At 74.1% G+C, this 12,181-nt stretch carries 8 protein-coding genes; 1 reads left to right on the forward strand and 7 read right to left on the reverse strand.

Annotated elements, in window-relative coordinates; translation table 11 throughout:
• Positions 1–13: 13 nt before the first annotated feature.
• From ACN263_RS15930 to ACN263_RS15950, 5 genes are all read right to left on the reverse strand, one after another.
• Positions 14–3,727 carry a S8 family serine peptidase gene (locus ACN263_RS15930; RefSeq protein WP_422735077.1) on the reverse strand — a complete coding sequence of 1,238 codons (3,714 nt, stop codon included), beginning with the start codon at positions 3,725–3,727 and terminating at the stop codon, positions 14–16.
• A 274-nt stretch (positions 3,728–4,001) separates the two neighbouring features.
• Positions 4,002–4,607 carry a bifunctional 4-hydroxy-2-oxoglutarate aldolase/2-dehydro-3-deoxy-phosphogluconate aldolase gene (locus ACN263_RS15935; RefSeq protein WP_422735078.1) on the reverse strand — a complete coding sequence of 202 codons (606 nt, stop codon included), beginning with the start codon at positions 4,605–4,607 and terminating at the stop codon, positions 4,002–4,004.
• A complete protein-coding gene (locus ACN263_RS15940) occupies positions 4,604–5,347 on the reverse strand; it encodes an IclR family transcriptional regulator (protein ID WP_422735079.1) in 744 nt (247 codons plus the stop codon). The genes ACN263_RS15935 and ACN263_RS15940 overlap by 4 nt, the downstream gene beginning before the upstream one ends.
• A gap of 3 nt (positions 5,348–5,350) precedes the next feature.
• On the reverse strand, positions 5,351–6,367 hold the full coding sequence (locus ACN263_RS15945) for a sugar kinase (protein ID WP_422735080.1): 1,017 nt from the start codon (positions 6,365–6,367) through the stop codon (positions 5,351–5,353).
• Between the two features lie 94 nt (positions 6,368–6,461).
• Positions 6,462–7,313, reverse strand: a complete 852-nt coding sequence (locus ACN263_RS15950; protein WP_422735081.1) for a S1 family peptidase — start codon at positions 7,311–7,313, stop codon at positions 6,462–6,464.
• A 171-nt stretch (positions 7,314–7,484) separates the two neighbouring features.
• Here ACN263_RS15950 and ACN263_RS15955 point away from each other — a divergent pair, with 171 nt between their 5' ends.
• Positions 7,485–8,672, forward strand: coding sequence for a low temperature requirement protein A (locus ACN263_RS15955; RefSeq protein ID WP_422735082.1), 1,188 nt, complete (start codon positions 7,485–7,487; stop codon positions 8,670–8,672).
• Positions 8,673–8,682: 10 nt separating this feature from the next.
• On the opposite strand, the gene ACN263_RS15960 is transcribed toward ACN263_RS15955, so the two are convergent.
• The gene (locus tag ACN263_RS15960; protein WP_422735083.1) at positions 8,683–9,255 is read right to left on the reverse strand and encodes a nucleosidase; all 573 of its coding nucleotides are present in this window, start codon (positions 9,253–9,255) and stop codon (positions 8,683–8,685) included.
• Between the two features lie 69 nt (positions 9,256–9,324).
• Positions 9,325–12,057 (reverse strand): Hsp70 family protein, encoded by a 2,733-nt coding sequence (locus tag ACN263_RS15965; protein WP_422735084.1) that lies wholly within the window; start codon positions 12,055–12,057, stop codon positions 9,325–9,327.
• Positions 12,058–12,181 lie beyond the last annotated feature (124 nt).

The raw sequence follows: 12,181 nt of genomic DNA on the forward strand, positions 1-12,181 counted from the left end.
CGGCCGGTCCGCACTACCGCAGGCCGAACGCCCGGGTGATGCTCTGGCTCACGGTGTTGCCGGCCGCGTCGCGCGCGGTCGTCCGCAGGCTCACCAACCGGGCCTTCGCCGGCGCGTCCAACGCGGTGCGCCAGCCGTCACCGTGCCGGGTGAGGCGCGGCTTCTGCCACGTCCTGCCGTCGTCGTAGGACACCTCGACGCTCACCGCGCCGACGGTGGCCGTGACACCGGGCAGCTGGGAGGCCACCACGGTCAGCGGCGCCCGCCGCGACGCCGTACCGTCGCGGTCGATGGCCACCTCGTAGTCGAGCTGGATCATCGGCAGCACCTCGGCCGACTCCGCGCCGGTGGCCGCCGAGCGGAAACCCCACTCGGTACGGGTCTGCCGGGAGTACGGATTCGTCCAGGCGGCACGGTCGTTCTCCACCACCAGGCGGTACGGCAGTCGCTGCGCGGACAGACCGCCCACCTGGAGGTACTCGGCGTTACCCCAGTTCAGCTCCTTGTCCCCCTGATACAGGGTGGTCCGGTTGACCATGTCGAAGTTGGCGTACGCCTCACCGACGTGCCCGCCGCCGTCGCCCCACCCGGGCGCGGGCAGGTAGACGGTGTCCAAATAGCGCACCGGGATGTAGCTCCCGCCCATCCGGGGGCGTTGGATGGGCCCGAACCAGGTGACCGTGCTCGGCTTGTCCGCCGAGTAGGTGGCCACCGCCATCGGGTGCTGGCCGGTCTCGCCGGCGATGAACGCGTCGTCGAGCCACCGCTGGTCGGCGCTCACCCAGTCGGTGCGCCGGCCCTGCGCCGGGGCGGGTTCCTGGTTGCCCGACGCCCAGCCGCGCCAGATGTCATTGCGGAACTCCAGCGCCTTGCCCTGCCGGTAGTTGCGGAACTCCACGTCCACCCGGGCCAGTTGCCGCTTCGTCGGCCGGTAGGTGGGGTCGACCGGCACCGCGCCGGACCAGTGGTGCGCCACGTCGTACAGGTAGGTGGTCTCCGGGTGGGATTCGACGCTGAGCCGCACCGGGCCGCGCTCCAGCGCCCCGATCAGTTGGTCGCCCTCGTCGGCGGTGAGGGTCGCCACGGTCACCGGGGCCGGGCTCTCCGGGCTCCACGGCGCCTCGTCCCACGGCTGGAGTCGCCCGACGCCGTCGTTGACCACCAGCAGCAGGGTGGCACCGGCCGCCGCGGCGGCCTGCGCCTGGGTGGCGATGTCGACCGTGTCGCTGCGCCGGACCACCACGGCCCGGTCCCGGACCGGCCGCTTGGCCAGACCGGCCGCCGACGCGTCGGCGACGTAGACCGCGTCGAGCTGGCGACGACCCGCCGGCAACGCCGGGGTCGCCCGCTTGACCAGCAGATCGTCGTACGACCGGCCGCCGGCGGTCACGGTCAGCGCCGGCTGCTCCAGCCGCCACCGGGCGCCGAACTCGAACTCGCCGTCGGTGACCGCACGGCCCGTCGGCAACGCCCACATGCTGTCGTACGAGTCGTCCGGCAGCACCTGGCTCTCGGTGAGACTGTTGCCGGTGGAGCGGTGGATGTCCATCCGCAACGAGGTGGGGGTGGCCTCCTGCGGCACCTCGGTCCGCACCTGTCGGGCCTGGCGCGCGTCCAGGGTGACGGTGCGGTCGGCGCTCAGGTCGACGTCGACGAAGCTGAGCATCGCCATGCCCTTGGAGTGCGGCCCGTGCACGCCGCGCACGTCGGCGGACATCCAACCGGACCAGCTCGCCACCGGCAGCCGCAGCGTCGCGGTGCCGCTCTCGGGCAGGTCCACGGCGGTGAACAGGCCGTCGGTGGTGAGGATGACCTTGCCGGCGAGCGGCTTGCCGTCCCGATCCTTGGCGATCAGCGTCAGGTTCTGCCGCTGACCCTCCCGGTTCGCCCCGATCAGGGTGCGACCCCGTACCGTCCCGGCCTGGTCGGTGGCGACGATCATGCCGCTGACCTGCTCCTCGACCGGCAGCTTGTCGTACGCGGCGGTGAGGGTGACGGTGGCCGTGCCGTTGGCCGGCACGGTCACCGTGTCGGCGGAGAGCGCGAAGAGGCCGGCCGGGGCGCTCGGCGCGTCGAGGGCCAGCGTCAGGGTGACCGGAGCGCTGCCGACGTTGGTGTAGGTGACCGTCCGGTCGACGGTCGTGCCCGGCTGCTGCGGCCAGCTCTGAAAGCCGGAGTAGGCGCTCGGGGTGGCGAAGACGGTGGCGTGCGCGGCGGCGACCGCGTCCACCCGCCCGGCCCCGGCCTGGTACGGGGTGTAGCCCGGGGTGGCCGTGACGGTGCTGACCAGCGCCTCCTTGATGCGCTGACCGGTCCAGTCCGGGTGCGCGGCGGCGACCAGCGCGGCCGTACCGGCAACGTGCGGAGTCGCCATCGAGGTGCCGCTCATCAGCGTGTAGTCCCCGGAACCGCCGCGCACCAGGTGCGAGCGGGCGGCGAGGATGTCCACGCCGGGCGCGGTGATCTCGGGCTTGAGTCCACCGTCGCCGGCACGCGGGCCCTGGCTGGAGAAGTCGGCGAGGTGGTCGGTGGCGTCGACGGCGCCCACGGTGAGCGCGGAGTTCGCCGCGCCGGGGCTGCCGATGGTCGCCGGGCCGCTGTTGCCGGCCGCGATCACGAAGAGCGCGCCCGTCTCGGCGCTGAGCCGGTCGACGGCCTGGCTCATCGGGTCGGTGCCGTCGGTGGACTCACCGCCCAGGCTCATGCTGACCACGCGGGCCTTCTGCTCCCGGGCCGCCCACTCCATGCCGGCGATGATCCACGAGTCCTGCCCGCTGCCCTCGCTGTTGAGCACCTTGCCGACGTGCAGTCGCGCGCCGGGGGCGACGCCCCGCTCGACGCCACCGGACGCGGCACCGGTACCGGCGATCGTCGAGGCGACGTGCGTGCCGTGGCCCTTGTAGTCGAGGATGTCGGGCTCGCTCGGCACGAAGCTGCTGGACGCGGCGATCTGGCCGGCGAGGTCCGGGTGTTCGGCGTCCGCCCCCGAGTCGAGCACCGCGACGTCGACGCCGGCAGCGGTGTTCCCCTCGGCCCACAGCTTCGGCGCGCCGATCTGCGCGGTGGACTCGGCGAGGTCGCCGTGCACCTTGCCGTCCAGCCAGACCTTGGCGATGCCGCCCGCGAGGGTCGGCGTGTCGCCGGTCCGGCGGGCCGTCCCGGCGGTCAGCGCACCCCAGAACTTCTCGGCGTCGGCCCGTGGGCGGGTCAGCGCCGCGCCCCGCACACTCTCCAGTGGCCGCACCAACTGGGCACCGTCCACGGTGGGTCGGGTGCGGGCGCGGGCCGCGGCGTCGGTCAGGGTGACGATCACCGGCAACGAGTCGGTGTGCGCGTCGTCGTACCCGTCGGCGATCAGTTCGGTGACGTTGAACAGCCGGCGGTCCAGCAGGCCGCTGGTGACGTACGGCAGCGCGGCGTCCGGGTAGACGTAGGTGTCGCCGTCTTGGACGGTGCGGTGGAAGGTCGGCGTGCTGCCGTCCGGGCGACGGACGACCGAGACGGTGCTGCCGTCGGCCGCCGTGCTGACCGTGACGATGTCACCGGTGATCAGGGTGACGGTGGACGCCCGCCCCGGGACCGCGGGCGGCTGGCCGGTTGGGCGGGTGGGATTGCCGGGCGGGGCGGCGGACGCCCCCGTGCCGGGTGGGGTGAACCCGGCGGCCAGAGCGAGGGCGGTACCGAGGGCGATCAGCCCGGATCGGCGACGCCTGGGAGACAGAGCCACGATGACCTCTTTGTGTCGAGGAGCGGTACGCAGCACAGCATCAAGGCAACGCCCGGCTGTCCGACCCCGCGCCCCCCGGCGCGTTCCCGCCATGGCACAAACCCGCCACCCCGCCCTGCCATCCCTCCCCGCCCCCGCCCCCGCCCCCGCCTTCCGCGCCGATCTTGCACTTACTGTCGCCGATGCGCCCCGATTCACGACTTTCGTCGGGACAGAAAATGCAAGATCGGCGCGGGGTGGAGGGGGGAGGCGCGCGTGGGTGGAGGGGCGGGGGTCAGGGTTGGGTTGTCAGGTTGGCCAGGTGGTTTAGCTGGGTGGGGTCGGACAGGGCTGAGCCGACGGCTGCCACTCGGACGCCGGCGTCCAGGAAGGACTTGGCGTTGGTCGCGTCCAGGCCGCCCGTTGCCACGAAGCGGAGTTGGGGGAAGGGGCCGGCCATGGCTTTGAACCAGGCTGGGCCGAGGGAGATCGCGGGGAACGCCTTGAGCCAGGTGAGGCCGTGCCGCAGCGCCGCCTGCGCCTCGGTGGGGGTGGCCACGCCGGGCAGGTGCGGCAGACCGCGTGCGGCGGCGGCGTCGGCCACCGCGAGGTCCAGGCCGGGCGCGACGGTGAACGCGGCGCCCGCGTCGGCGGCCGCCGCGACCGTCTCGTCGTCGAGCACCGTGCCGGCCCCGACGATCCGGCCCCGCGCCGCGCCCGCCTCGACGGCGGCACGCAGGGCGGGCACCGCGTCGGCGGTGGCGACCGGCACCTCCACCACCTCGATGCCGAGATCCCAGGCGCGCTCGGCGAACCGGACCGTCTCGGCGACCGGCAGGCCGCGCAGGATCGCCATCACCCGGGCGCCGCCGAAGATGTCCGCGAAGTCTGCTGTGGTCATGGTCCACTCCATCCGAGTTCGTGGGAGATCTGCTGGGTGGTGTGCAGCAGTCGGGGTAGCACGGCACGCAGGTCGGCCAGGCTGGCGACCACCGTCGGCGCGGTCACCGACACGGCGGCCGTGACCGTGCCGTCGGCCTGCCGGACCGGCGCGGCCACACAGGTGATCAGCGGTTCGAACTCGCCGTCGTCGGCGGCCCAGCCCTGCGCCGCGATGGTCGCCAGCTCCGCGCGCAGCGCGGCCGGGTCGCAGATGGTGGCCGGGGTGTACGCCGACAGCGGGGCGCCGTCGACCAGCCGGGACACCCGGGACGCCGGAGCGTACGCGAGCACCACCTTGCCCACCCCGCTGGCGTGCAGCGGGGCGGTACGGCCGATCCGGGAGTACATGCGTACCTGGCCCCGGGCCTCGATCTTGTCGACGTAGACGAGGTCGTCGTCGACCAGCTGCGCGAGGTGGATGGTGTGCCCGCAGTCGCGGCCCAGCGCCGCCAGGTGGGGGCGGGCCACCGCGCGTACGTCCAGCGAGTCCAGGGCCTGCTGGGCGAGGTCGATCAGCCGCAGCCCCACCGTCCAGCCGCCGTCGGTGCGGCGCGCGAAGCCACCCGCCTCGAGCGTCTGCAGCAGCCGCAGCGCGGTGGACTTGTGCACGCCCAGGTGGGTGGCCACGCCGCCGAGCTGCGCCGGCTCACGGGCCAGGAGTTCGAGCACGCGCATCGCCCGCTCGACACCCTCGGACACCGCTCAGCCCTCGCCGTGCGCGGCGGTCAGGTCGGGTGGCGACCAGGGGCCGTCGATCAGCCGCTCGAACCACGACCACGGCGGCACCGGCGCGCTGTCACCGGTGCTGCCCAGCGCCTGCGCGGCGACGAGGTGACCGAGGCGCAGCCGCCGCGTCGGGTCGAGGTCCCGCAGCAGTCCGGCCAGGTAGCCGGCGGCGAACGCGTCACCGGCGCCCACCGGCTCCACCACCGACACGCGGGGGGCCGGTACGACGACCGGCTCGGTATCGCGGACCAGGACGGTGGCGCAGACCGCGCCGTCCTTGACGACCACCGCCTGTGGACCGGGCAACAGTCGGCGTACGGCGGCCGGGTCGCTCGTGCCCCAGAGGGCGTACGCCTCGTCCTGGCCGACGAAGACCAGGTCGCTGCGGTCGGCGAGGTCGCGCAGCACGGGCGCGGCCCGTTCGGCGGGCCAGAGTCGGGGCCGGTGGTTGACGTCGAAGCTGACCAGCGCGCCCGGTAGCGGGCGGTCGGTGACCGCGCGCTCGATCAGTTCCCGGCAGGAGGGCGAGAGCGCCGCGGTGATGCCGGACAGGTGCAGGACCCGCGCGCCAGCCAGCCGTGGGTGGGCCAGGGTGTCACCGTCCATCCGGGACGCGGCCGAGCCCGCCCGGTAGTAGTGCACGGCGGTGGCCGTCGGGCCGGGATCCTTGACGTAGAGGCCGGTGGGTGCGGCCGGGTCCACCGCCACCAGGTCGACGTCGACGCCGGTGGCGGCGACGTGCCGGACGACCAGCCGGCCGAAGGGATCGTCGCCGATCCGGCTCACCCAGGTCGCCCGGTGGCCGAGCCGCGCCAGGTAGCCGGCCACGTTGGACTCCGCGCCACCGACCGAGACGGTGACCCGCTCGGCGTGCTCCAGCGGCTCGCCGACGGGTGGGCACAGCATCACCATGCTCTCGCCCACCGTGACCACCTCGGCCGGCGTCGAGCCGGCCGAGGCGGCCGCGCGGTCTTCTCGGGGCTCGCTCGACATCGCGGCGCACGTCCTCGGGGAGGGGTCCGGGGTCCCGCCGAGCCTAGGCGCGTTGTGCCACGCGAGCAACCCGTTGCGGAGAGCGCAACGACGGTCAGGGCAGGGTCAGGCCGTACGCCGCCAGCACCTCCGCGATGGGCTGGTAGTAGGTCGTCCCGCCGGCGGTGCAGTTGCCGCTACCCCCGGAGAGGATGCCGATGATCGTGCCGGTGGACGCCACGTACAGGGGTCCGCCGCTGTCGCCCGCCTCGGCGCAGATGTTGGTGCGGATCAGGCCGTAGACCACGCCGGTGGCGTAGTTGACGGTCTGGTTGAGCGCGGTGACCGTGCCACAGCGCACCCCGGTGGTGACACCGCTGCGGCACACCGCCTGACCCACGTACGCCGTGCCGGGGCCGTTGATGGCCAGCAACCCGGGATAGGTGTAGACCGCGCTCGGGTGCGCGATCCGGCCGGTGTAGCGGATCAGCCCGTAGTCGTTGCCCGGATAGCTGGTGCCGGTACGGGTGCCGAGCACGGTGGTCTGCGCGCTGTCGGCGTACCAGGTGCTGACGGTCGCGGTGCAGTGGCCGGCGGTGACCACGTAGTAGGTGGTGCCGCTGCGCACGTTCGCGCCCAGCGAGCAGCGGCTACCGCTGCCGTAGATGCCCTGGCCGGCGGCGATCAGGGGCCGCAGTGTGCCGGTCTCCCGGCGCAGCACCGCGCCGGCCCGATCGGCCACCGCCCGCAGCCTCGTCAGCTCGGCGGGGGCCACCGTGTCGTCGGCGGTGACGGTCATCCGGCCGGTGGCCGGGTCGGCACCCCAGGCGACGCCCGGGGTGCGTACCCCGGACAGGACGCCGACCACGTCGGACGCGGCACGGTCGGGCAGGGCCGCCTGCGCCGCGCCCGGCGCGACGAGCAGGAGGGCGGTCAGGACGAGGGCGACGAGCGGGAGACGGCGCATCCGAACCTCCGACGGAGATCGAGACCGATGGATGTCGACAAGCCTCGCCCGGGGCGGAGCGCCGTGGCAACCTCCGGTCGCCCTCTTCCCCGGTCAGCGGGAATCGCCGATCCGGGGACGCGCCACGCCCCCGCCGCCGATAATCCTCCAAGACACGGCGGGAGGCCGGGCATGACCACCGGAGGCACCACGGCGCTGGTCCGCCGGCCGGACGGGTCGACCCGGGCGACGCTGCTCGAACTGCTCTTCGACGTGGTCTTCGTGGCCGCGCTCGCGCAGACCTCGAAACTGCTCGCCGACCAGGAGTCCTGGGCCAGCGGCGCCGGGGTGCTCCTGATGCTCACCGCGATCTGGTGGACGTGGTCGGTCACCTCGACCACGACCGAGTTCTACGATCCGCAACAGCGCCCGATCCAGGCCATCCTCATGGTCGCCATGGTCGGGTCGGTCGGGATGGCGGCGGCGCTGCCGATGGTCACCAGGGCGCAGGCCACCGCCTTCGCGCTCGCCTACGTCGGCACCCACGTCATACGCGGCATCATCCTGGTCAGCACGCTGTACCGGCAGCGGCACCGCTCGGCCATGGCGCGTGCCACCCGGTTCCTGTTCTGGTTCCTGGTGTCCGGCGTCCTCTGGATCGCCGGCGTGCTGTCCGACGCGCAACGGTGGTGGATCTGGATCACCGCGATCGCGATCGACCTGCTCTCCGCCGCGGCGCGCTACCCGACGCCCAGGCTGGGCCGGGTGCCGCTCGACCAGTACGACCGGACCACCGCGCACCTCGGCGAGCGGTACCAGCAGTTCGTCATCCTGGCCCTCGGCGACATCATCCTGGTGCCCACCCTGGAACTCAGCCGCAGCGAGTTCGACCGCCTCCGCATCGTCGCACTGCTCAGCGCGTTCGCCATCATGCTGCTGCTCTGGCAGATCTACGTCTTTCGGGCCGGCCAGTTGCTCGAGGCCGCAGCCGAGTCGGTGCCCGGCCGGTCCACCCGGATCGCCCCGTACACCCATCTCGTGCTGCTGGTCGGCGTGGCCCTCACGGCGGCCTCCTTCGACCTGGTCGTCAACCGTCCGACCGGCACGACCCCGGTACGGTGGCTGATGCTGATCATCGGCGGGCCACTGGTGTTCGTGCTCGGCCGGGCGCTGTTCGCCTACCTGCTCTCCGCCCGCGTGCCGTGGCGGCGGGTGGTGTCGCAACTGCTGCCCCTGCTGGTGCTGCCCTGGGCGGGCGGCTGGCCGCCGGTGCTGGTCACCGCGATCGTGGCGGCCGCGCTGGCCGGGCATGTCCTGGCCCCCGGTGCCGGCGAGCGGGAGACCACGCGAGGGCTGAGCCCACGCCGACGTCCCGGCTGACCGTCATCGGTCAGGTGAGGTGTCGCCCCACCCACTCGGCGAGGTCGCGGGCACAGTCGTCCACCGACTCCCGCCAGGTCCGGGCCGCGCCCTCCCCCGCCTCGTCACTGACCTGCTTGACCAGCCGGCACGGCACCCCGGCCTGCGCGGCGGCCCAGGCCACCGCGTACCCCTCCATGTCCACCAGGTCGGCGCGCTGCGCCAGCCGGTCCCGCGCGTCGTCGTCCGCCACGAACGTGTCACCGGTGGCCAGCACCGCGCCCTCGGCGGCCAGCGCGAGCGGCGCGCCGTAGGTCTGGCCGGTGAGGGTCCGCAGCAGGGCGGTGTCCAGGTCGTGCTGGAGCACGGTGGCGACCTCGTGGATACCCGTCCAGCCGGGGCGCAGCGCGCCGGCCGTACCCAGGTTGAGCAGCAGGCTGGGACGCGGCCCGGCGGCCAGCACCGCCGCGACCGCGCTGGCGGCGTTGACCTTGCCCATGCCGGTGAGCAGCACCGGCAGCTCGTCCGGGAGGTAGCGGGCCTCCTCCCCGACGGCGAGGACCACCAGCGGACGATCGGCGCGGACGACACCCCGGACATTCACCGGAGCATCGTACGGGCCGTCGCCGGCAGGCCCGCCACACACCCGGCCGCCGTCCGCGCGGTCGGGTGTTCAGTCGTCGGCGAAGCGGTACAGCACGAAGTCCCGGTCCGCCCCGCACGCGATGACCCGGGTGTTCCACGAACAGGACGCGCTGCGCACGTCGACGAGCTGACCCAGCTCGTCGACCTCACCCGACTCCGCCCACACCCCGGCGAGGCTGCGGCTGTCCGCGACCGTGCTGGTCGGCTCGGCGAAGACGAGCAGGTTGCCGGCGTCCAGTCGGGCCGCCACGCCGGGGCGCTCGGCCAGTACCGCCTTGCCGGCCGTGTCGAACAGGGTGACCGTGGCCTCGGGGTACTCCCGCTGGGCGAGCACCTGCTCGCCCAGCGGGACCAGGCCGGACACGCCCGGTGCCGACCAGGACACCGGGGCCTTGCCCTCGGTGGCCGCCACGACCTCGGTGCGTTCGGCGTCGCTGCCGCGCACCTGCACCAGGCACGCCCGCCGCTCGCCGCACGCCACAAGCGTCTTCGGCCGGTACTCCGCGTTCCCGGACCGGTACAGGACCACCGGTGCGGCGTCGGACGTCAGGTCGTACGCCAGCACCTGGTACCCGTTGTCCGTCGGGGCCACGTAGAGCCGGTCCTCGTGCGCCACCACCAGGTCGTCGAGGTCGGCGACGTTGCCCCACTCGCGCAGCACCTCGCCGGAGCCCATGTCGAGCAGTCGCACCGACCGGTCGGCCCCGACCTGCACGAGTCGCCGGCCCTTGCCCGTCCACGGCTCGCGGGCAGCGCCATCGAGGAAGGAGGGTCCGCCCGCCGCCGCGTCGGTGGTCACCGGCCGCACGACGGTACGCGCCCCGCCGTACTGGTCGCTCGGATTGGGCCTGCTCCACCGGTCGGTGCCGTCGCTGAGCTTCAGGCCGACCAGCCGGCCGGCGGTCCGGTCCACCAGCACGGCGGTGTCGTCGGAGAAGTAGATGTCGTCGTCGCCGCGGACCGCCCGGTGCCACCGCTGGGCACCCGAGCGTCCATCCAGGACGGCCAGTTCACGCGGGGTGCTGTCGCCCGGGGCGTCGGCGAGGACGGCGACGGCCCCGGGTACGGCGATGAGGCCGGCCCAGTCGTCGGCCGTGACGTCGGTCTGCCTACGCCACAGCTCGTCGCCGGTACCGGTGTCGACGGCCACCACCTCCAGCCGATCATCCGGCAGGTCGAACCCGAGATAGGCCCGATCACCGAGCACCGCCGTGAACATGTCGGTGGGCCGCTCGACGCCGGCCGCCGGCCTGGACAGCTCGCGCAGGGGCCCGAACTCCAGGTCCGGGTAGCGGTCGCGCAGGAGGTAGAGCGTCGCCGCGGTGGTCACGCCGGCCAGGGCGAGCACCGCGCCGAGCACCACCCAGCGGACCCGCCGCCAGGTCGAACCGTGCGATGGACCGGACGACGCGCCGACCGGGGTGCCCGCCTCAGCCGGGGGCTCCGGCACGGTCGGCGCGGGCGCCGGCGGCCACCCCGGGCCGACCGGCGGGGGCGACGCCGGTCCGGGTTGCGACGGTACGGTCGGCACGGTCGGGCCCGCCACAGCCGGCGCGGGCAGGGCAGCCGGAGCCGACGGTGCGGGCGGTGCGGCCTGCGGCCCCGCGTACGCCGGCAGCGGCCGGCGCAGCGGAATGTCCGTGAGCGCACCCTCGGCGACCGGCAGTTCGGGCTGGTCCAGCACCGTCGGCGCGACCCCCAGCTCGGTGTGCAGCATCCGCCCCACCAGTGGTATCCGCGACGAGCCGCCCACCAGGAACAGGCCGGCGAGCTGGTCGGGGCGCAGCCCCGCAGCGGCGATGACCTCCCGGGCCCGCTCCACCGCCCGACGCAGCAGGGGCGTGAGCACCCTCTCGACGTCCTCCCGCGTCAACCGCACCGCCTCGGCGACCCCGGGCACCGCGACCGGGGCCACGGTCGAACGGGACAGCGTCTCCTTCGCACCGCGTACCTCGTCCCACAGCCGGACCTGGTCGCGGCGTTGCGCCGGGTCCGACGGCCGGACCAGCCGGGCCCACCGCCGGGCGTGCCGCTCGCCGAGCAGCTCGCCGACCCGGCCCACCAGCGCCGCGTCCAGGTCCAGTCCGCCCAGGTCGGGCAGGCCGCCGTCGGCGATCACCCGGAAGCCGGAATCACCCCACGGGTCGGCGCCCTCGTTGCGCAGCACCGCCACGTCGAGCGTGCCGCCGCCGAAGTCGAACACCGCTATCGCGCCGCCGACCGGCACCGGCCGGTGCAGCACCTGCGTGTAGTAGCGGGCTGCGGCCACCGGCTCGCGCAGCAGCCGGGTGCCCGACGGCGTCGGCCCGGCGAGGGTGTGCTCGGCCGCCTGCGGCCAGCCCGCCCGCAGCAACGCGTCGGCGAGCACCTGCCGACGCGTCTCGTCCCAGGCCGCCGGGCAGGTCAGCACGGCCGGAGGCAGAAAACCGACGGCGTCCACCGCGGCCCGTCCGATCGCGGCCAGCACCGCGGCGAGCAGTTCCGCCGGAAGGTACGAACGGTCCCCCAGCCGTACGCTCGGCTCGTCCACCCGGCGTTTCGGGTTCGGCTCGAACCGGGCCGGATCGGCCTGCGCCAACCGACGGGCGTCCCACCCGACGTGCAGGGTGCCGTCCGGGTCGGCGTACACGGCGGACGGGCTGACCGGCTGACCGTCCATCAGCAACGGGCGGGTCCGCCCGTCCGGCCACCGCAGCACGGCGACCGTGTTGGACGTACCGAGGTCGACACCGAGGGCGAAACCCTCGTGCTGGCCCTTCATCTGCCGATACCTCCGCCGGTACGAGGGGAACTCAGCCCCGCATCGTACGCAGCGCGCGCCGCCGGCCCGGGCGGTCGGTCGGTCGATGGGTGGCCGACCGTCGCGGCGCCGTAAGAGAACCGCA

It is taken from the genome of Micromonospora sp. WMMD729, assembly GCF_049315225.1.
Lineage (GTDB): Bacteria > Actinomycetota > Actinomycetes > Mycobacteriales > Micromonosporaceae > Micromonospora.

Excerpts from the sequence above, each read along its gene's own strand:
- ACN263_RS15950 (WP_422735081.1), bottom strand. The coding sequence starts at position 7,313 with ATGCGCCGTCTCCCGCTCGTCGCCCTCGTCCTGACCGCCCTCCTGCTC.
- ACN263_RS15965 (WP_422735084.1), bottom strand. The coding sequence starts at position 12,057 with ATGAAGGGCCAGCACGAGGGTTTCGCCCTCGGTGTCGACCTCGGTACG.
- ACN263_RS15945 (WP_422735080.1), bottom strand. The coding sequence starts at position 6,367 with ATGTCGAGCGAGCCCCGAGAAGACCGCGCGGCCGCCTCGGCCGGCTCG.
- ACN263_RS15955 (WP_422735082.1), top strand. The coding sequence starts at position 7,485 with ATGACCACCGGAGGCACCACGGCGCTGGTCCGCCGGCCGGACGGGTCG.
- ACN263_RS15935 (WP_422735078.1), bottom strand. The coding sequence starts at position 4,607 with ATGACCACAGCAGACTTCGCGGACATCTTCGGCGGCGCCCGGGTGATG.